Genomic DNA, 20563 nt, shown 5'->3' with positions numbered 1-20563 from the left:
ATTGAACATGAGATTGTTGGTTACTTATTTTCTTCTCACGTTTTGTTGCGTGAGCGTGTTGTTTGCGCAACAAATCAGCGTGAGAGGAGTGGTTTTTGATGCAAAAACATCGGAACCTATCATTGGAGCAACTGTTGTACAGACTGGAACTGCCAATGGAGCACTCACGAATATCGATGGGGAATATCAGTTGGAAGTCCCTGCGGATGCAGAATTGCAAATCAGTTATCTGGGATATAAACCTTTTACAACTAAAGTGAACGGTCGTTCGCAAATCAATGTTTCACTGGAAGATGACCTGGTGAATCTGGAAGAGGTGGTTGTAATCGGTTACGGACAGGAATCCCGTAAATCGAATCTTTCTGTTGCCGTATCCAAAAAAGATATCGGAGATGATGTAAAGAGCCGTTCGACAAGTGTGATCGGGGCTTTACAGGGACAGATAGCCGGTGTGACGATCGCTAATAATAGCGGCGATCCGATGTCGTCACCTTCTGTAACGATTCGCGGAAAAGGTTCGCGTGACGGAGAAGCACCTTTATATGTAGTAGATGGTGTATCCGGCGCTCCTTTCAATATGGAAGATGTGGAATCCATCACGATCCTGAAGGATGCGGCTTCTGCTGCTATTTATGGAACGAATGTCGGTTCGGGTGGTGTGATCCTTGTAACGACTAAAAAGGCGAAGGAGGGTAAAATTACTGTTTCTGCTCGTGCCAGTTATGGCGTTCAGTCGGCTTGGCGAAAACCGAAAGTGCTGACTGCCGAAGAATATGTGAAAGTACGTACCGATGCAGCCAATGTGGACGGAGTTTCGATACCGGCCGGTATCGATCCCGATATTTATCCTTATGGGCAGCAAACTCATACGAACTGGATCGATGAAATATTTCGTACTGGTAAGATACAACGATATGCTCTTTCCTTGAATGGAGGTAGTGAATCTTTGAAATCTTATCTTTCCGCTGAATATAACAAGACAGAGGGTACTTTACTTAATACCTATGCGGAAAACCTGGGGGTAAAAGCAAATATCGATTTCAAGATTAATAAATGGGTATCTCTTTCCGAACGTGTGAACTATGTATATACAAACGGACGAGGCGACATAAATACTTCCAGTCATACGGGGGTCACAGCTTCAGCCATGTTTATGCCTCCTTCCGCTACTGTTTATGAAATGGACCAGGATGGTAATTATGTTTTGGATGATTATGGGAAAAGAAAATTTGGAGGGACAGTCCCTTTGTGGGCAAAAGACCTGGGAGTAGCCGGAACTTTCGGAGAAGTAGTGAATCCTGTGGCAACCCTGATGCGTTTAAACCAGAATCGCCCGAATCAGCAACTGTTTTCAACGACAAGCCTGGTGATAGATCCTATCGAGCATTTGAAGATTCGTTCAGAGTTTTCAGCCGGGACAAAAAATAATTATTATGAAAATTTTAGCGTCCGTGTACTTGAGATCGGTAAAACAAATGATGAGAACTCACGGAATCTGATGTATTCACGTACAAATAACTGGTTGTGGGAAACGGTCGCAACGTATGATCAGATGTTCGGTAAGCATCAGGTGAATGTGATGGGTGGTTATTCAATGAGTTATAACTCTTACAGAGATGCGAATGTAACTGTATATAATTTCCCCGACGAGGATGAATATTCACAAAATCTGGTAAACGGTACGGATTGGACAAAGACAAAACCAAGTGAAAGCCGTACGCAGGAATCGCAGGTATCTGTATATGCCCGTGGCTCTTATTCTTATGATGACCGGTATTTCCTGACTGCGAGTATCCGCCGTGATGCTTCATCAAAATTGTATTACAAGAATAATTCCGGTATTTTTCCCGCAGTGTCCGGTGCCTGGAAGATCTCTTCCGAGAAGTTTTTGAAGGATAATCCGGTGATTTCATTGTTGAAGCTACGTGCTAGCTGGGGGCAGATAGGTAATGTAGCCGGTGTGCGTAACTACTCTTATATGTCTAACTTGTCACAGACCGGTGATTATACATATTTGGGGAATAGCCACCAAAACCCGATTCTGGGACTGGGATTGACGACATTTCCTAATCCTGATTTAAAATGGGAGACTTCAGAACAAACAGACTTAGGATTCGATATTGAATTTTTAGAAGGAAAACTGGCTTTCGGGGCTGATTATTTTATTAAGAATACAAAGGACTTAATCGAGGAAGTTCCGCTTGCATCTGTCGGTGGCGTGTCGGTTGCTCCGCTGGGAAATGTAGGTAAAGTGCAGAATAGTGGAGTTGAGTTTACATTAGGTTATGGAGATACATCAAAGGGAGGTTTTTCTTATCATGTGGATGCGAATTTTTCTTTTCTCCGTTCAGAGGTAAAGGATTTGGGAGATCGTGATTTCTTTGCTCATGGATTGACTATCCGTGCTATGCAACCGTTACGTTCCAAAGTCGGACAACCCTGGTATTCTTATTATGTAGTAAAGACAGATGGTATTTTTCAATCACAAGCGGAAATAGATGCCTATACTCATACGGACCAGAATGGAAATATCACGAAGATACAGCCGAATGCAAAACCTGGTGATCAAAAATTCGTAGACCTGAATGGAGATGGAATCATCAATGATAATGACCGCGAATATATGGGTAGTTATACTCCGAAGTTTACATATGGTTTGAATGCATCTTTCGGTTATAAGAATTTCGATCTGAACATTGCCCTGCAAGGTGTTGCCGGAAATAAAATATTCAACGGAGTCAAGGTAATGACCTATGCTGCCGGTCAGGGTTGGAATATGTCTGCCGACGTTTTGGATTCATGGGGGTATAATCATAATTCGGATATCCCTTTGATCAGTATGTCGGATACGAACGGGAATTACAGTACGGTTTCTGACTTTTTCCTGGAAAACGGTAGTTACCTTCGTGTAAAAAATATTACGCTTGGTTATACTTTACCTAAAAGTTTGTTCGGAAATGCACCCGGAGCACCCAATCTGCGTGTGTATGCAAGTGGTGAAAACCTGTTGACTTTCACTAAATATTCAGGAATGGACCCGGAAGTGGGTAATTACGGAGTAGATGGCGGTACATATCCTGTATCCCGTGTAGTTTCTTTTGGATTGAATCTTACATTTTAAGCATATAAACGAATCAAAGTATGAAAACAGTATTGAAAATAGGAATTCTTTGTCTGGCATTGGCCGGATTAACATCTTGTGAGGATTTCCTTACCTATAATAAATATGGAGAACCTTCCAGCGACCGTTTCTGGATGACGGAGAATGATGCGCTTCGTGCAGCTGACGGACTTTATTTCTGGACCGGGGAAGCCGGTGTTGTCGGGCGTGGCTTTATGCATTATTACAATTGTAGTGATGATGTGGTAACAGGACGTACACAAGCCGGTTGTGCTGCCATGAAGAATTTTACGGCGGATTATAGCCGTGATGTCGTGGATAACTGGCCGAAAATGTACCAGTTGATCAAACGTTGTAACGATATTATTTTAAATGTTCCCGATATGAATATCAGTGAAGATACAAAGGATAAAGTATTGGGACAAGCTTATTTTTTCCGTGCCTGGGCTTACTTTTGGATCGCTCCTTATTACGGGGATAATGGAGAAAACGGAGGTATACCTATTGTAGAGCCGGGTCTGGCAGTAGATGAACTGGATGTACCCCGTGTCAAGAGTGTACGCGATAACTATGCTTATTGCATAGAAGATTTTGAAAAGGCTGCCGCATTATTGCCTGACTTTAAAGAATGGGGAGAGGCTGATTACGGCCGTCCGCATAAAACTGCTTGTTGGGCATATATTGCTAAAGTTGCTTTGTTCGATGCTCAGTATGATGCATCTTCTTATGCAACCACTATTGAATATTGTGATAAGGTTATCAACTCAGGAAAGAACCGCCTGTTGGATAATTTCGCCGATGTATTCAAGATCGAGAATAATTACAGTGATGAATATATTTTCTCTTCTCCGTCTTCGGAAGTGGCCGGTTCTTTCCTTCCCGGCGCATTGTTGGAGAATAAAGGTTGGGGGCAATATAACGGTTGGGGGTATTTCACTCCGACAATCGAATTGGTCGAAGCTTTCGAAGTAGGCGATAAACGTCTGCCTGCCACTATTCTTCAACCAGGTGACAAGTTCTTTTTCCTGGGACAGGAAAAGGTATATTACTCCAATGAAAGTTTATCCGGTATGCAGTTCAATAAATATATGGATCCGTTCAAGGCGGCAGATGCTATCGGTACGACTGTCAATCCGAATGGCGATAATCCGACAACAAGTCTGAATATACCGTTGATTCGTTATGCCGAAGTGTTGCTAATGAAGGCCGAAGCTTTGATTTGGCAAGGTCAGAACGGAGATGCCCCTTTGAATGAAGTACGTAAACGTGCCGGTTTGTCTCCTAAGCAGAATGCTACGAAGGAAGATTTGATGAATGAACGCCGTTGTGAGTTGGCCGGAGAGTTTTCGAATCGTATGTTGGATCTGATCCGTTGGGGTGTTGCGAAGAATTATGTGGAGAAACCTTTACATGGATATAGTGTTAAAGCTAAAATCCCGGTTCCTCAGTCGAAAGACGATTTAGAGATAACAGAAATAGAAGCCTGGCCGTCCCGTACATTCAATGCATCGGTCAATCACGTATTCCCTATACCAACAAATGAGATATCAAAGAGTAAGAATCTGATACAAAACAAAGGTTATTAATAATTTTATCGGTATTTTTCCCCATTTTGTGGGGAAAATACCCTTATTAATCTATTTTGCTTGGTTACTTGTAGAGTTATTTATTCCTTTGTAATCAGTTAGAGCTCGTGAGAGTAAAGACAACCGGCTACCACTAGGAGCCGGAAAGATAGGTAAACACAAAAAAAGGCCGCTATCGTGAGATTAGCGACCTTTTTAGATTTTAATATGTTTGTATCTGAATGCTTGTGGAAAGGAACTAATATCTTTTCTCAATTTTAGCTCCCCGGAAATAATGTGACAATATCTCCGTATAAGAATAGCCCTGTTCGCCCATAACTGCTGCGCCGATCTGGCAAAGCCCTACGCCATGTCCCCAACCGGCACCCGTCAGTACGAAACGCTGCGGGATGTTGAGGCGCATATTTTCCTTATCAACAACGAAAGCAGAACTATACAGATGGGTTTCCGATAAGGTCCGCCGTATTTCCAACTCCTTGCCGATCGTATAAATACGGCGTGTACCTATGATCTGTAACTTTTCGATACGTCCGGAACTCCCTCTTTCCAATGGGATCAGATCTTGTATCTCGCCGAAGTCGATACCACTTTTGCGGTGGATCAGTCCGGCAAGTTCCTCCTGTGTATAAGTCACTTTCCAACGATAGAAATTAGTTGTTTCCTGATCATAATTGTTCAGCACCTGGCTCAATATCTTTTGATCTGTCGTATTGCAAAAAGCATCGGGCGAATTTCGTATCCACATTTCTGCTTCGACCGGATCGGTCAGGTCAGGAAAAGCGCTCTCCTTGCTGTCGCGAACGGCTGTCAGATAGGAGTGGGGCACAGGCTCCCAGCAATGTTCGAATTGCTCGGTTACGCCTCCGCAGCATTTGGAAAAGCGGGTATCGCAAATCGATTCGCCATCGGTCAGTATTTCGCCGCGTGTTTCGTGGATCACCTCTTCCACTATCGGAGTGGAAGCACGGGGGATGCCCTGGTAACGTTGGCAATGATCATCGGCACAGACATCGAACATACCATGATCTTCGCGGTCGTACCAACGGATTAGTTGGTCACGGTCGCGTTCACAACTTTTGTATTTCTCCGGTGCATTTCCCAGGCGGAACGTCTTTTCAATCTGTGCCAGCAACCAACTGCGGGAGATCACGGCATGCGCTTTCAACAACTCTTTTGAAGCTGTGGCACTCATTTCCGACGAGATCACACTGGTGAGATATTCTTCAACATCGATGCTGTTGATCACCACAATACCTTCATTCCCTGCTACCAGGTTCAATGCACCTTTGAATCGTTGGTCTTCCTGTCTTTGCCAGTGAAAATCAACTCCGATCGTAACAGCTTTCAGGTCGAATGAAGAATCAGGCGAAGCCGGTTCAAAGAAAAGCTCCTTATACAGCTTACCGTTGTATATTATATTCCCGTTTACGAACAACGCCCGTTGTTCTCCCGTCAGAAAAGAACTGCTCTCGGTGTGGATATATTCTCCGTTGAATACGAATGAGAGTGCCTTTTCCGTCATAATCCCAACATTAACTAACGGTGCATCCATTGTTTATATTATTCTTTTTTCGCTTTCATCGAGCTTATCGCCAGATAAGCCATTAATGCAATATACATAAGAACAGCTAAAGGCTCGGCAAAGTTTCCTTCCAGCCATTTTTCATTTACCAGGTTAATGCCACCGAAACGCAATGCTGCGCTGACAACACCCATTAAAGCTCCACCGGCAATGAATCCGGAAGCAAGCAATGTACCCTTTTCAAGACGGGCAGTATTCAATGCCTTGTCTTTGCTGCGGCTTCCAACATACCAGCTGATAGCACCACCGATCAATAAGGGGGTATTCAATTCCATCGGAATGAACATGCCTAATGCGAAAGCCAATGCCGGGATTTTGCAGAAATTCAGGATGATAGCCAATACGGCTCCGATTCCGTACAGTATCCAGGGTGCTCCCGAACCACTCATCAGAGGTTCGATAACAGCTGCCATCGCATTTGCCTGCGGAGCTGCCAGCTGTCCGGTGGTAAACCCGTATGTCTGGTTCAGGATAAGGATAACACCGCCAACGGTTGCAGCAGAAACCAGTGTACCGAGGAATTTCCAGGTTTGTTGTTTTGCCGGTGTACTTCCGAGCCAGTAACCGATTTTCAGGTCAGTAATGAAGCCTCCCGCCATAGAAAGTGCCGTACATACAACACCTCCGATGATCAGAGCCGAGACCATACCGGCTGTTCCTTTCAGTCCGGCAGCAACCAGAATGATCGACGATAAGATCAGTGTCATCAATGTCATACCAGATACCGGATTGGTTCCGACAATCGCAATCGCATTGGCGGCAACGGTTGTGAACAGAAAAGCGATGATCCCGACGATCAACAGACCGATCAGGGCATAATACCAGTTATCCAGTACACCGAAATGGAAGAACAAATAGGTAACGATCAGTGTCGCAAAGATACCGATCGAGATGATCTTCATGGATAAATCTTTTTGTGTGCGTACCGTTTCTGTGTCGGCTTCCGTATTTTTCCCTTTCAGTTCTTTGGCTGCCAATCCCACGGCTCCGCGGATAATTCCCCAGGAATTGATAATACCGATTACTCCGGCTGTAGCAATACCCCCGATACCGATATGGCGGGCATAAGTGGTAAATATCTGTTCTGCACTCATGCTTCCGACTGTTGCGGTGATCGCGTCGTTGCCTAGTGTCAGTACATCTGCACCGAAAAAGGCGGACATCAACGGAATGATCACCAACCAAACCAGGAATGAACCGGCACAGATAATCATTGAATATTTTAAACCGATAATATAACCTAACCCCAGTACGGCTGCACCTGTATTTACTTTCAGAACGACTTTAGCCTTGTCCGCCAGCATTTCACCGGCGCTGACGATCCGTGTACTTATCGTTTCGCTCCACCATCCGAATGTGGCGATGATAAAATCATATAAACCTCCGATCAGTCCGGCCAGGATAAGGGGCTTGGCCTGGCTTCCGCCTTTTTCACCTGAAACGAGCACTTGTGTCGTTGCTGTAGCTTCCGGGAACGGGTATTTACCGTGCATGTCTGAAACAAAATATTTCCGGAAAGGAATCAACAACAGAATGCCGAGGATACCACCCAACAGCGAGCTCATAAATACTTCAAAAAAGTTGATGGTGATTTCCGGATATTTATCCTGCAGGATATATAAAGCAGGAAGGGTAAAAATCGCCCCGGCTACGATCACGCCGCTACAAGCTCCGATAGACTGGATAATAACATTTTCCCCTAATGCATTTTTTCGTTTAAAGCCGCTCGACAGTCCGACGGCAATGATAGCGATCGGGATGGCTGCTTCAAAGACCTGTCCGACTTTCAGTCCCAGATAAGCTGCAGCCGCACTGAATATCACGGCCATCACAAGTCCCCAAAACACAGACCAGGGTGTCACTTCTTTGTACTGTTTATTGGGTGACATGATAGGGTTATATACTTCTCCTTCTTTGAGTTCTCTGTAGGCATTTTCCGGTAGCCCGCTTACCTTTTCTTCATCTTCCTTCTTCACGGTGACTATTATTTTTAGTTAGATTTAATCTCAAATGTGTTTTTCTGTATCTATAGCGTTACAAAACTACGTTATTTTTTTTATAGAACAATGATTAGGGTGGTAAGAATGGAGGGCTCGAGGTTTATATGAAAGCAGTGTGTGTGGCGTATTCCTTTTATCGGTTGATTATGAATTTATTACAGTTTCCTCGTAATTCCCGGGTAAGGAAACTGTAATTCCCTGCGGAGGGAACTGCAATTTCCTCCGCAGGGAACCAGAATTTCTTCCGGAGGAAACTACAGTGTCCTCCTGGGGAAATGATGAAATTATTCTTTTTCGTTTTTCTTATGCAGGCTTCTCAGTTCAAAAGAAAGCATTACGCGGAAGATACCGATGATAAGCAGCGCGTAAGCGATCATATAAACGAGTGTAAAGACTCCTAATCCCGGCTGCCAGATAATGGCGATGCTACAGATAATAGCCAGAATTCCGAAAGCCATATACCAACCCCAGTTTCCGGTTCCGAACCGTTTCAGGTCCATCGCATAACCAGTAGAAGAGAAACCTCTGAACATTAACCAGAATGCGAGGATAAACGGAAGGACGGTCATGCTCAGCCCAGGGCTTGCCATCAGGTAAATACCCAGTATGAGGTCGATGATACCACCGGCCAGATACCAGCCCCAGCTGGAAATATGTTTCCGGTTGGATACGGCAAAAAGGATTTCAAGTGTTCCGCTCACAAACATGGCAACGCTGAATAAGATACTTAATGCAACATAACTAGCCATCGGCGTGAACATCAGGCATATTGCAATCAGGATATATAATAATCCCAGTAGAAGTGAAACCCACCAGTTTTTTACGGCGGAACTAATTCTTTCGTCAAATGTGTTCATATCAATTTGTTATTAAAATTATTTCTACTGTAACAAAAGGCAGGAATGAAAGGTTGTAAAAATCTTCTTTTATATACATTATGGTCAGTTCTCTCTTAAATTGTCTTCTTCCCTTTAAACACATCGGAAAGAGGTCTTTGCCGAATAAGGACAAATCGAATATTTTGTATACATTTGTACTCTATTTTAATAATTAAAAAGTCTGAACCTAATGAAAGGAATTGTATTGGCCGGAGGTTCCGGAACCCGTTTGTATCCGATTACAAAAGGTGTATCTAAGCAATTATTGCCGATTTATGATAAACCGATGATCTATTACCCTATCTCTGTCCTGATGTTGGCCGGGATACGGGAGATATTGATTATTTCGACCCCGCAGGATCTGCCGGGATTCCGTCGACTGCTGGGGGACGGTTCGGATTATGGTGTGCATTTCGAGTATGCCGAACAACCTTCACCCGACGGGCTGGCACAAGCTTTTATTATAGGGAATAAATTTATTGGAAATGATTCGGTTTGCCTGGTGTTGGGCGACAATATCTTTTATGGACAAAGTTTTACGGCTATGTTAAAAGAGGCCGTTAACAATGTGGAGAACGAACAAAAAGCAACTGTGTTCGGTTACTACGTCAACGATCCGGAACGCTATGGTGTAGCCGAATTCGATAAAGAAGGGAATGTGCTGAGTATTGAAGAAAAGCCTCAGTCTCCTAAGTCGAATTATGCTGTTGTCGGACTCTATTTTTATCCGAATAAAGTGGTTGAGGTGGCAACGCAGATTAAGCCCTCGGCACGTGGAGAATTGGAGATCACGACTGTGAATCAGGAGTTCCTTAAAGACGGGGAACTGAAAGTCCAGTTGTTAGGACGTGGTTTTGCCTGGCTCGACACCGGTACACACGATTCTTTGTCGGAAGCTTCGACCTTTGTGGAAGTGATAGAGAAGCGTCAGGGTTTGAAAGTGGCCTGCCTGGAAGAAATTGCTTACCGGAAAGGTTGGATAGATGACGGAAAACTAAAAGAAGTGGCCACTCCAATGATTAAAAATCAATATGGTCAGTATTTATTGAAATTAGTAAAGGAATGAATAAGGACAGCAAAATATTTGTAGCAGGACATCGGGGGCTGGTTGGATCGGCTATCCTGAAAAACCTGAAGCAGAAAGGATATACAAACTTTATTTTGCGTACCCATGCCGAACTGGATTTGACAGACCAGTGTGCGGTGAATGAGTTCTTTGCAACCGAGAAACCGGAATATGTATTCTTGTCGGCCGCCCATGTGGGAGGAATTATGGCAAATAGCTTGTATCGTGCAGATTTTATTTATATCAATCTGATGATACAGAATAATGTGATCCATGCTTCTTATATTAATAATGTAAAGAAATTGCTGTTTCTGGGAAGTACTTGTATCTATCCTCGCGAAGCTCCGCAACCGATGCCTGAGGATTGTTTGCTGACCTCTCCGCTGGAATATACCAACGAACCTTATGCCATAGCAAAGATTGCAGGTATAAAGATGTGCGAAAGTTATAATCTGCAATATGGCACGAATTATATTGCCGTGATGCCAACCAACCTGTATGGTCCGAACGATAATTTCAATCTGGAAACTTCTCATGTACTTCCGGCTATGATTCGCAAAATTCATCTAGCCAAATGTCTTCATGCAAATGATTGGGATGCTTTGCGAAAGGATTTGAATGCGCGTCCGGTAGAAGGAATCTCGGGTGATGCTCCGGAGAAGGATATTCTGGCTGTTCTTGGGAAATATGGTATTTCTCAAGGAAAAGTACAACTTTGGGGAACAGGGAAGCCGCTTCGTGAATTCTTGTGGAGCGAAGAAATGGCCGATGCTTCAGTATACATTATGGAACATATTAATTTTTCTGATGTGCGTCCGGAAGGCAATGAAGTGCGCAATACCCATATAAATATAGGTACGGGTAAAGAATTATCCATCAGGGAAGTTGCAAAACTGATTCAGGATAAGATCGGTTTTCAGGGTGAACTCGCTTTTGACGCATCCAAACCCGACGGAACATTGCGAAAATTGACAGATGTAAGTAAACTGCATGCTTTGGGATGGCATCATCAAATAGAGATAGCCGATGGCGTGGAAATTTTATATAATTGGTATTTAAACAAACAATAATAAACTTAGTATAATGAGTAAAGTTGCTTTAATAACAGGCATAACGGGGCAGGATGGAGCTTATTTGGCGGAATATCTTGTCAAAAAAGGATATACGGTACATGGCATCAAACGTCGTTCCTCTATGTTTAATACGGATCGTATCGACCATCTGTATCAGGATCCTCATGTAGAGAACCGGAATCTGATTCTCCATTATGGTGATCTGACCGATAGCCTGAATCTGACTCGTATAATAGGTGAGGTACAACCTGATGAAATATATAATCTGGCGGCTATGAGCCATGTGAAAGTTAGTTTTGATACACCAGAATATACTGCTAATGCCGATGGGCTCGGGGTTTTGCGTATCCTGGAAGCCGTACGGCTCTTGAACCTGATCCCTAAAACCCGTATTTATCAGGCTTCAACATCCGAATTGTACGGATTGGTTCAGGAAGTGCCTCAGAAAGAAACAACTCCTTTTTATCCCAGAAGTCCTTATGCTGTAGCTAAGTTGTATGGTTACTGGATTACGGTCAATTACCGGGAAGCCTATAAGATGCATGCGTCCAACGGGATTTTGTTTAACCATGAATCTCCGCTTCGGGGGGAAACTTTTGTTACCCGTAAAGTGACCCGTGCTGTTTCGCGTATCGCTTTGGGTATGCAGGAAAAAGTTTATATGGGGAATTTATCTTCCAAACGAGACTGGGGGCATGCTAAGGATTATGTTCGTGCGATGTATGCCATTCTTCAGCAGGATGAACCGTCTGATTATGTAATAGCTACCGGAATAACGACGACTATTCGTGATTTTATCAGTAAAGCCTTTAATGAAATAGGTGTAGAAATTATTTTCAAAGGAGAAAATGTTAATGAGGTCGCAGTATTAAACTATATTGACGAAAAAATGTTTATAGAGAAAGTAGGTGAGGCTTATCTCGAACGTTTTAAAGAACGGATAGGTGAGGAAGTTGTAGGAATCGATCCTCAATACTTCCGTCCGACCGAGGTGGATTTGCTTATTGGGGATGCTACAAAGGCCCGTACCCGTTTGGGATGGGAACCCAAATACACCCTTGATGCTCTTATTCAGGATATGATGCAGAATGATATCAAACTGATGAAAAAAGAGTCCTACCTGCGAGAAGGAGGATATAAAATTCTGAATTATTTTGAATAAATTAAGAACAAAACATAGATTTAATTTGTTTTAGTTAAAAAAAGAGTTAATTTTGCTCTAAATTTGAGCGTTATTTAAGGTAATTGATTGTTTAATTAAAAAGTTGATGAATATGAAGACTAAAGTATTACTTTTAGCTTTGTTGTCAGGTTTTGTTTTCTCTGTGTCAGCACAGGAATTTAAACCACAAGTTGGTTTTAGTACTGAAAAAGGTTATAAGACAAATTTCAAGAAAAACAAAGCTGGCGACAATTGGTTTATTTCTGTTGCCGGTGGTGCAAGTATGTTGTTGGGTGACCAAAATAATAAAGCAGATTTTGGAAACCGTCTGAATTTTGCTCCGCAGTTCTCATTTGGTAAGTGGTTCAATCCGTATTTGGCTTTCCGTGCTCAGTTGAACGGTGGTATTTTACACGGATTTGTAGGTGACAACGCAGAAATCATGCAGCACAACAAATATGCAGCTGCTCATGTAGACTTGTTATGGGATGTTACCAATTTCTGGGGAGTTTATAATGAAAAAAGAGTATTCCGTTTGATTCCTTGGGTAGGTTTCGGTTACGCACAGCGTTTCGAAAATCAGGGATATGCAAGAACAGAATCTCCGACGTTGAATGCCGGTATTCTTACTGCTTTCCGTTTGAGCAAACGTGTTGATTTGAACGTGGAAGTTCAGGGTTCTTTGTTGAATGAACAGTTCAACCGTGTTAATATGTTCCACCTGACAGACGGTATCGCACAGTTGAGTGCAGGTTTGACTTTCAAACTGGGTAAAACTGATTTCGAAGTTTTGGAACCGATGGATTACGCTTTGTTGAATGACCTGAACAATCAGATCAACTCTCTGCGTGCTGCTAACGATGAATTGAGCAAACGTCCGGAATCTTGTCCTGAATGCGAAGAAGTTGTAACTAATGTTGTAAATAACTATGTAGACAATGTAGTTTACTTCCGTTTGAATAGTTCTAAGATTGACAAGAACCAGCAGATCAATATTTACAATACTGCTGAATTCATGAAATCTAACAATGCACCTATCAAGGTTATTGGTTTTGCTGATAAGAACACAGGTACATCTAAATATAACATGGGTCTTTCTGAAAAACGTGCTAAAGCCGTTGCTAAAGAATTGATCGAAAAATACGGTGTTAACTCTAACCAGATTTCTATCGAATGGAGAGGTTCTGATGAACAACCGTATAGCGAAAACAACTGGAACCGTGTTGTTATTATGTCTGCTAACGAATAATTTATTTCGATTATATCCTGAAAAAGGCTGCACATTATGTTGTGCAGCCTTTTTTTTGCACAGAATATTGATTACTTTTGTAGAATTTTAGAACACAGTTATGGAATTCGACAAGAAACATGGTTACCTTATCCAGTGGCTGATAGGAATAGGAGATTTGTTAGTATTAAATCTGTTGTTCTTTGCTGTTTTTTATGGATTAGGGGATTTTTATACAAAGGCACTATCTAATAGCTTAAGAGAGGTTGTTCTCTTATTGAATTTTTGTTACTTCTTTGCTTTATATTTTGTCCCCATGCAATTGCATGTGGCTGTAGTCTTTATTGATAAAATTGTTCAGCGTGCTTTTGCTTTAGTTTCTATATTGGTGTTTCTGTTTGCAACCTGCCTCATATTTCTGAATATAGGTGACGCTTTGGCTACATTTCTGTTGATCTATTATGTAATAACGGTAGTCATTTTTGCTCTTTGGCGTGTTTTTGTTCGTGTCACGTTGAAGATGTATCGTAGAAAAGGTCATAATTTCAAAAGAATTATTATTGTAGGAGCCGGTAAAAATGGGATGGAGTTATATCGGGTCATGAAAAATGATCTTTCCTATGGTTTCAGTATCATGGGATTTTTTGATGATAATTTGTCTTTGCAGAGTGTGTTGCCGAATTATTTGGGTATGACGCATGAAGTGGAGGAGTATGTGGAAGCTAACGATATCGATGAAATATATTGTACATTGCCGGGAACACAGGATGAGAAGATATTGCGGATAATGAATTTTGCTGAAAAGCATATGATTCGTTTCTATATTGTGCCCGAATTCTATCGAAATATCAAGAAGAGTCTCGTTATGGAAATAATGGAGTCAATACCATTATTAGCCGTACGTCGTGAACCGTTGCAAGCAGCCTATAATCGGGCGTTGAAGAGGTCTTTTGATATAGTCTTCTCCTTGGGAATTCTCTTGACAATTTACCCGATACTTTATGTAATTGTCGGGACATTGATAAAAATAACGTCTCCGGGCCCCGTCCTTTTTAAACAAAAACGAACCGGTTTGTATGGACAAGAATTTGAATGTTATAAATTCCGTACTATGAGGGTCAATTCGGATGCGGATAAATTGCAGGCGGTAAAAGACGATCCCCGTAAAACGAGGATCGGAGATTTTCTGCGCCGCACGAATCTGGATGAATTTCCTCAATTTATCAATGTGTTGAAAGGAGACATGTCAGTAGTCGGTCCCCGTCCTCATATGCTGAAACATACCGAGCAATATTCGGCGCTTATCGATAAATATATGGTGCGTCATTTAGTGAAGCCTGGTGTTACAGGCTGGGCGCAGGTGACCGGTTACCGGGGAGAAACAAAGACTCTGGAGCAAATGGAAGGTCGTGTGAAAAGAGATGTGTGGTATATTGAGAATTGGTCCTTTTTCCTGGATCTGAAGATCATTGTGGTGACGGTTTTGAATATGTCGAAAGGTGAAAAGAATGCCTATTAAACTTATAAGCTGCACACTTTTTGCGTATTTGTGTAATATAAATACATATTTGTGTTATCTTTGCAGCCGATGGGAAGGATACTAGCAATTGATTATGGTCGGAAACGGACCGGATTAGCGGTTACAGACACCTTGCAAATGATTGCAAATGGGTTGACGACAGTGCCGAGCGGTGAGCTTGTCCCCTGGTTGTCTGTTTATGTTTCAAAAGAACCGGTTGATTTGTTTGTGGTCGGCTTGCCGAAACAGATGAATAATGAACCTTCGGAGAATATGAAGTATGTAGAAGCTTTCGTTACACATCTGAAACGGACAATACCGGGCGTTCCGGTTGAGTATTACGACGAACGTTTTACATCTGTCCTGGCACATAAGGCAATGCTGGATGGAGGTCTGAAGAAGAAAAAAAGACAGGATAAAGGTCTTGTTGATGAAATCAGTGCAGTTATTATCCTACAATCATATTTGGAAAATAAAAAATATCAGTTATAGTTTATGATTTTACCAGTATATTTATATGGACAGCCCGTATTAAGAAAAGAGGCTGAAGAAGTACCAAAAGATTATCCGGAATTAAAGCAGTTAGTAACAAATATGTTCGACACGATGTACAATGCCGATGGAGTAGGCTTGGCCGCTCCCCAGGTTGGTCTGTCGATCCGTTTGCTCGTAATCGATGCAGATGTGATGGGAGATGATTTTCCTGAATGTAAAGGTTTCAAGCGTGCAATGATCAATCCGGACATTGTTGAACGCAGTGAAGAAGAAATAGCTATGGAAGAAGGCTGTCTGAGCCTTCCGGGCGTACATGAAAAGGTATCCCGTGCCAGTAAGATCCGTGTGAAATATATGGATGAAAATTGGGTGGAACATGATGAAGTCGTGGATGGTTTTGCTGCACGTGTTGTACAGCATGAATGTGAGCATCTGGAAGGTCATGTGTTCATTGATAATGTGTCGGCTATCCGTCGTCAATTGAATAAAGGAAAACTAAATAGTATTATTAAAGGGACCGCTCGTTGTTCATACAGAGCAAAAGCTGTCGGTAAATAATAAAAATCTATTAAATAATATGACAGATTTAAGTAAAAACATTCAGGCCCTCAGGGAGAAGAAAGCCGTCGTAGAGATGGGGGGAGGCGAGGCTGCTATCGAAAAGCAGATCGCAATGGGTAAACTGACTGCCCGTGATCGTATTCTTTCCTTGCTGGACAAAAACTCTTTTCATGAGTACGATTTGTTTGTAAAGCATGATGGCCGTGATTTCGGAATGGATAAGAAAGACTTTCCGGGTGATGGTGTGGTTACAGGTACGGGTACTATTTTCGGTGCTCCGGTATGTATCTATGCACAGGACTTTACTGTTGCCGGTGGTTCATTAGGTTTGCAACATGCCCGTAAGATCACAAAGATCATGGATCATGCACTGAAGATGAAATGCCCGATTATCGGTATCAATGACTCTGGTGGTGCACGTATTCAGGAAGGTGTTGGCGCTTTGGCCGGATATGGAGAAATATTCTATAGAAATACGATTGCATCAGGTGTTATCCCTCAGATCTCATTGATCCTGGGACCGTGTGCCGGTGGTGCAGTTTATTCTCCGGCTTTGACCGACTTCGTATTCGTGGTAGAAAACATCTCCAAGATGTTTATCACCGGTCCGAATGTGATCAAAACTGTTTTGGGTGAAGATATCTCTATGGAGGATCTGGGTGGTGCCCGTGTTCATGCAGAAACAACAGGTAACGCTCACTTCTATGCATTGAGCGAACAAGAATGTTTCGAACAGGTTAAGCGTCTGGTTAGCTTTATCCCCTGGAACAATCAGCAGCGTGCCAAGACTACTGAACCGAAAGAGCCGACAGCTATGTTGAACATCGAAGAAGTTGTTCCAGCTGACCCTAAACAGCCGTATGATGTACGTGATGTTATTAAATGCATCGTCGACGACTCCGACTTCTTGGAAGTTCAGGAGCTGTGGGCCGCCAATATCGTGGTCGGTTTCGGTCGTATGGCTGGTGAAACAGTAGGCTTCGTAGCTAACCAGCCGATGGTACTGGCAGGCGTACTGGATTGCGATAGTGCTGATAAAGCCGCACGTTTCATCCGTTTCTGCGATTCATTCAATATTCCTATCATTACATTGGAAGATATGCCGGGTTATCTGCCGGGCGTAGACCAGGAACATGCCGGTGTGATCCGTCACGGAGCAAAAGTTCTGTATGCTTATTCTGAAGCAACTGTACCTAAGATTACTGTGATCCTGCGTAAGGCTTACGGTGGTGGTTATATCGCGATGAACTCACGTCACCTGGGTGCTGACTTTATGTTTGCATGGCCGAGTGCGGAGATTGCCGTGATGGGACCGGAAGGTGCAGCAAACATTATTTTCCGTAAGGAAATTATGGAAGCTGAAGACCAGAATGCAATGCGCCAGGAAAAAGTAAAAGAGTATATCGAGAAGTTCGCTAATCCTTATGTGGCAGCTTCAAAAGGATTTATTGATTCTGTTATCGAGCCGAAAGAAACACGTGCGCTGTTGCTTCACGCTCTGAAACTTTCTGTTTTGAAAGAGGAATGCAGACCGGCCAAAAAGCACGGAATCCCTCCGTTCTAATTAAATCCGTACATATACTTTTTGAAATATGGAAAATAAAGAAAATGAATATGTAGATTTTGTAGTTACCGCCCGTAAGTACAAAACGCTGCTGACAGAGAAATATAAGAACCGTAAGATGTGGCATAAGCCCTTCGTCGGTGATGTGATTTCCAACCTCCCGGGAACCATCGTGAAGATTTATGTGGAGCAGGGTCAGGAAGTTGAAGCCGGCCAGTTGCTTCTCATCCATCAGGCGATGAAGATGTACAACCGGATCGTTGCTCCGGTATCCGGGGTGATTACCGAGTTGGGCGTAAAGGAAGGTGACAAGATCACAAAAGATCATTTGATGGCAAAAATACAGCCGAAGTAAAACCGGCTATATATAAATGTAGAGAAAGGTTGCGTTAGAGGTGTTCTGCACTTTGTAACGCAACCTTTTTTATGTCCGGTTTATGTTTTTTGACTAGATTACGATTTGTTGAGGATAATTTTACCAAGAACCGTTTTAACATTCATCCGAATTGCTTATTTTTGTTCGCTAAACAAGGAGGGGTGTCGAAAAGTCCGTTGAAACCTTTCGACACACCTCTTTTTAACACTTAAGGCAATCTGATGAAAAAAATATTCCTTTTTCTGATGTTTATCGCATTTTCGTTGGCGATGTCGGCCCAGATCAATACGGATCGTGTGCTGGCAATTGGGCGTAATGCTTTATATTTTGAAGATTACGTGCTGTCCATACAGTATTTTAACCAGGTAATTAAAGCGAAGCCCTGGATTGCGGAACCCTATTTTTATCGTGCTGTCGCGAAAATCAATCTGGATGATTACAAAGGGGCCGAAGAAGATTGTACGTTATGTCTTGAGCGGAATCCCTTTTTGGTGCAAGCTTATTATGCCCGCGGTATTGCCCGCCAGAGCCAGGAAAAATATGTGGAAGCGATTGCCGATTATGATAAAGGACTTGAATTCAAGCCTGACGATCGTCAGATGCTTGTCAATAAGGCTGTTGCCAATATTCAGCGAAAAGACTATAATGATGCGGAGAAGACATTCGATGTGCTGATGAGAGCGCATCCTAAATATTCTATGAATTATCTGACCCGTGGTGCGATGTACAGTGAAAAGGGAGATACGGTGAAAGCGCTTGCCGATTATAATAAGGCGATTGAAATGGACCCATATTATGCACCTTCTTATGGTAACCGTGCCATATTGCTCTACCAGACCAACGACCTCGACGGAGCGCTGGCAGACCTGAATGAAGCCATCCGTTTGAATACGCGTGAAAGCGGTTATTATATAAACCGTGGTTTGGTTCGTTATCAGAAGAACGACCTTCGCGGTGCAATGGACGATTACGACCAGGTAATCAGCATGGATAAAAATAATCTCATCGCTCGTTTTAACCGTGGATTGCTTCGTTACCAGGTAGGTGACAACAACCGTGCTATCGAAGATTTCGATGTGGTTATCCAACAAGAACCGGATAACTATATGGCTTACTATAACCGTGCTCTTTTACGTTTTGAAACCGGTGATTATCGGGGTGCTGTCCGCGACTTCGATGTCGTCCTGGGACAATATCCGAACTTTACCCCGGGCTATTACAGCCGTTCGGAAGCGAAGCGTAAGATGAATGATCAGGTCGGTGCCGACCGCGATTACTGGACCGCTATCGAAATGGAAAATAATAGTAAAAAAGGGAATGCTTCCGGTCAGACCGGCAACGCTATGGCTTCCAATAATACGGGGCAGGGGAATGATGCCACCTCTCCGGACAGTAAAGAGGAGAATACGCGTGAAAAGTCAGATAAAAACATCAGCAAATTTAACCGTTTGGTGGTATATGATAAGGATGAAGAGCGCAGAAATAAATATCAAAGCGATGTGCGTGGACGTGTGCAGGATCGTAATGTGCGTGTAGACCTGGAACCTCAGTTCGTCCTGACTTATTATGAAAAGATCGATCCAGTCAAGAAGATCGTCTATTATGATAAGATGATCGAGGAATATAATGCCCGCATGGTGTTGTCCCGTAAGTTGCGTATCACCAACGAAGAAGCAGCTCTTACGGAAGATCAGATTGCGGTGCACTTTGCATCCATAAATGACTATTCAGCTAAAATAGAAACTCAGCCGAATAACGCTGATGCATGGTTTGGACGTGCTGTCGACTATATGTTGGTACAGGATTTTACCGAAGCGATTAAAGACTTCAATAAAGTCGTGGAACTCGATCCAACCTATACCATGGCTTATTTCAATCGTGCGGTGGTGCGTTACAAACAATTGGTTTATAATCTGTCACAGGTATCCAGTACCGATGATTTGTCTATGTCTATGAATAGTATGAACTTCAAGATGGGGCAGGCCCCGGCACCTAAAACTCCATCCGATGTGGCATCGGCAGAGGTAAAGGATAAGAAGAGAGCTTACGAACACGAAATGATCACACGCGATTACGACATGGTAATCCGTCTGAATCCCGGTTTCGTATATGCTTACTTCAACCGTGGAAACCTGCGTTGCGTACAGCGTGATTTCCGGGCTGCCATACAGGATTATGACGAAGCAGTCAAGCGCGATCCCGATTTTGCGGAAGCCTATTTTAATCGTGGGCTGGCACGCTTGTCTTTGGGTGATGCCAATCAGGGAATTGCCGACCTAAGTAAAGCCGGTGAGCTGGGTATTATTAATGCTTACAGTATCATCAAACGTATGACAAGCAATTGATATGAAT

15 protein-coding genes are annotated in these 20563 nt (G+C 42.9%); 12 read left to right on the top strand and 3 right to left on the bottom strand.

What is annotated here, in order from left to right:
- The first annotated feature begins 7 nt into the window (after positions 1–7).
- Both DWW23_RS00520 and DWW23_RS00515 read left to right on the top strand, forming a co-directional pair.
- Positions 8–3121 carry a TonB-dependent receptor gene (locus DWW23_RS00520; protein WP_122351355.1) on the top strand — a complete coding sequence of 1038 codons (3114 nt, stop codon included), beginning with the start codon at positions 8–10 and terminating at the stop codon, positions 3119–3121.
- A gap of 20 nt (positions 3122–3141) precedes the next feature.
- Entirely contained in the window at positions 3142–4707 is a 1566-nt protein-coding gene (locus tag DWW23_RS00515) for a RagB/SusD family nutrient uptake outer membrane protein (RefSeq protein ID WP_122351354.1), read from the top strand.
- A 238-nt stretch (positions 4708–4945) separates the two neighbouring features.
- Here DWW23_RS00515 and DWW23_RS00510 read toward each other — a convergent pair whose 3' ends face one another.
- The 3 genes from DWW23_RS00510 to DWW23_RS00500 form a co-directional block, all read right to left on the bottom strand.
- Positions 4946–6259, bottom strand: coding sequence for a SpoIID/LytB domain-containing protein (locus tag DWW23_RS00510; protein WP_122351353.1), 1314 nt, complete (start codon positions 6257–6259; stop codon positions 4946–4948).
- A gap of 8 nt (positions 6260–6267) precedes the next feature.
- Positions 6268–8265 (bottom strand): OPT family oligopeptide transporter, encoded by a 1998-nt coding sequence (locus DWW23_RS00505; protein WP_122351352.1) that lies wholly within the window; start codon positions 8263–8265, stop codon positions 6268–6270.
- Between the two features lie 308 nt (positions 8266–8573).
- Entirely contained in the window at positions 8574–9146 is a 573-nt protein-coding gene (locus DWW23_RS00500; protein ID WP_122351351.1) for an HdeD family acid-resistance protein, read from the bottom strand.
- Positions 9147–9357: 211 nt separating this feature from the next.
- Here DWW23_RS00500 and rfbA point away from each other — a divergent pair, with 211 nt between their 5' ends.
- From rfbA to DWW23_RS00450, 10 genes are all read left to right on the top strand, one after another.
- Complete coding sequence (gene rfbA / locus DWW23_RS00495; protein WP_122351350.1) at positions 9358–10233, top strand: glucose-1-phosphate thymidylyltransferase RfbA; 876 nt, start codon at positions 9358–9360, stop codon at positions 10231–10233.
- Positions 10230–11303 (top strand): GDP-L-fucose synthase, encoded by a 1074-nt coding sequence (locus DWW23_RS00490; protein ID WP_122351349.1) that lies wholly within the window; start codon positions 10230–10232, stop codon positions 11301–11303. Before rfbA ends, DWW23_RS00490 begins: the two co-directional genes overlap by 4 nt.
- 13 nt (positions 11304–11316) lie before the next feature.
- Positions 11317–12468, top strand: coding sequence for a GDP-mannose 4,6-dehydratase (gene gmd / locus DWW23_RS00485; protein WP_122351348.1), 1152 nt, complete (start codon positions 11317–11319; stop codon positions 12466–12468).
- Positions 12469–12580: 112 nt separating this feature from the next.
- Positions 12581–13717 (top strand): OmpA family protein, encoded by a 1137-nt coding sequence (locus DWW23_RS00480; protein ID WP_122351655.1) that lies wholly within the window; start codon positions 12581–12583, stop codon positions 13715–13717.
- Between the two features lie 100 nt (positions 13718–13817).
- Positions 13818–15215 (top strand): undecaprenyl-phosphate glucose phosphotransferase, encoded by a 1398-nt coding sequence (locus DWW23_RS00475; RefSeq protein ID WP_122351347.1) that lies wholly within the window; start codon positions 13818–13820, stop codon positions 15213–15215.
- 69 nt (positions 15216–15284) lie between these two features.
- Complete coding sequence (ruvX, locus tag DWW23_RS00470) at positions 15285–15707, top strand: Holliday junction resolvase RuvX (RefSeq protein ID WP_122351346.1); 423 nt, start codon at positions 15285–15287, stop codon at positions 15705–15707.
- 3 nt (positions 15708–15710) lie between these two features.
- Positions 15711–16268: a peptide deformylase gene (gene def, locus DWW23_RS00465; RefSeq protein WP_122351345.1), complete on the top strand. Its 558-nt coding sequence runs from the start codon at positions 15711–15713 to the stop codon at positions 16266–16268.
- A 19-nt stretch (positions 16269–16287) separates the two neighbouring features.
- Positions 16288–17835 (top strand): acyl-CoA carboxylase subunit beta, encoded by a 1548-nt coding sequence (locus tag DWW23_RS00460; protein ID WP_122351344.1) that lies wholly within the window; start codon positions 16288–16290, stop codon positions 17833–17835.
- Positions 17836–17863: 28 nt separating this feature from the next.
- Entirely contained in the window at positions 17864–18190 is a 327-nt protein-coding gene (locus DWW23_RS00455; protein ID WP_122351343.1) for an acetyl-CoA carboxylase biotin carboxyl carrier protein subunit, read from the top strand.
- A gap of 242 nt (positions 18191–18432) precedes the next feature.
- Positions 18433–20556, top strand: a complete 2124-nt coding sequence (locus tag DWW23_RS00450) for a tetratricopeptide repeat protein (RefSeq protein ID WP_187576748.1) — start codon at positions 18433–18435, stop codon at positions 20554–20556.
- Positions 20557–20563: the final 7 nt, after the last annotated feature.

This window comes from Parabacteroides sp. AF14-59, from assembly GCF_003479515.1.
GTDB lineage: Bacteria > Bacteroidota > Bacteroidia > Bacteroidales > Tannerellaceae > Parabacteroides > Parabacteroides faecis.
This window is presented reverse-complemented; position numbering and strand designations above follow the sequence as displayed.

Excerpts from the sequence above, each read along its gene's own strand:
- DWW23_RS00515 (WP_122351354.1), top strand. The coding sequence starts at position 3,142 with ATGAAAACAGTATTGAAAATAGGAATTCTTTGTCTGGCATTGGCCGGA.
- ruvX (WP_122351346.1), top strand. The coding sequence starts at position 15,285 with ATGGGAAGGATACTAGCAATTGATTATGGTCGGAAACGGACCGGATTA.
- DWW23_RS00490 (WP_122351349.1), top strand. The coding sequence starts at position 10,230 with ATGAATAAGGACAGCAAAATATTTGTAGCAGGACATCGGGGGCTGGTT.
- DWW23_RS00460 (WP_122351344.1), top strand. The coding sequence starts at position 16,288 with ATGACAGATTTAAGTAAAAACATTCAGGCCCTCAGGGAGAAGAAAGCC.
- DWW23_RS00475 (WP_122351347.1), top strand. The coding sequence starts at position 13,818 with ATGGAATTCGACAAGAAACATGGTTACCTTATCCAGTGGCTGATAGGA.
- DWW23_RS00510 (WP_122351353.1), bottom strand. The coding sequence starts at position 6,259 with ATGGATGCACCGTTAGTTAATGTTGGGATTATGACGGAAAAGGCACTC.
- DWW23_RS00520 (WP_122351355.1), top strand. The coding sequence starts at position 8 with ATGAGATTGTTGGTTACTTATTTTCTTCTCACGTTTTGTTGCGTGAGC.
- rfbA (WP_122351350.1), top strand. The coding sequence starts at position 9,358 with ATGAAAGGAATTGTATTGGCCGGAGGTTCCGGAACCCGTTTGTATCCG.
- def (WP_122351345.1), top strand. The coding sequence starts at position 15,711 with ATGATTTTACCAGTATATTTATATGGACAGCCCGTATTAAGAAAAGAG.
- DWW23_RS00455 (WP_122351343.1), top strand. The coding sequence starts at position 17,864 with ATGGAAAATAAAGAAAATGAATATGTAGATTTTGTAGTTACCGCCCGT.
- DWW23_RS00450 (WP_187576748.1), top strand. The coding sequence starts at position 18,433 with ATGAAAAAAATATTCCTTTTTCTGATGTTTATCGCATTTTCGTTGGCG.
- gmd (WP_122351348.1), top strand. The coding sequence starts at position 11,317 with ATGAGTAAAGTTGCTTTAATAACAGGCATAACGGGGCAGGATGGAGCT.
- DWW23_RS00480 (WP_122351655.1), top strand. The coding sequence starts at position 12,581 with ATGAAGACTAAAGTATTACTTTTAGCTTTGTTGTCAGGTTTTGTTTTC.
- DWW23_RS00500 (WP_122351351.1), bottom strand. The coding sequence starts at position 9,146 with ATGAACACATTTGACGAAAGAATTAGTTCCGCCGTAAAAAACTGGTGG.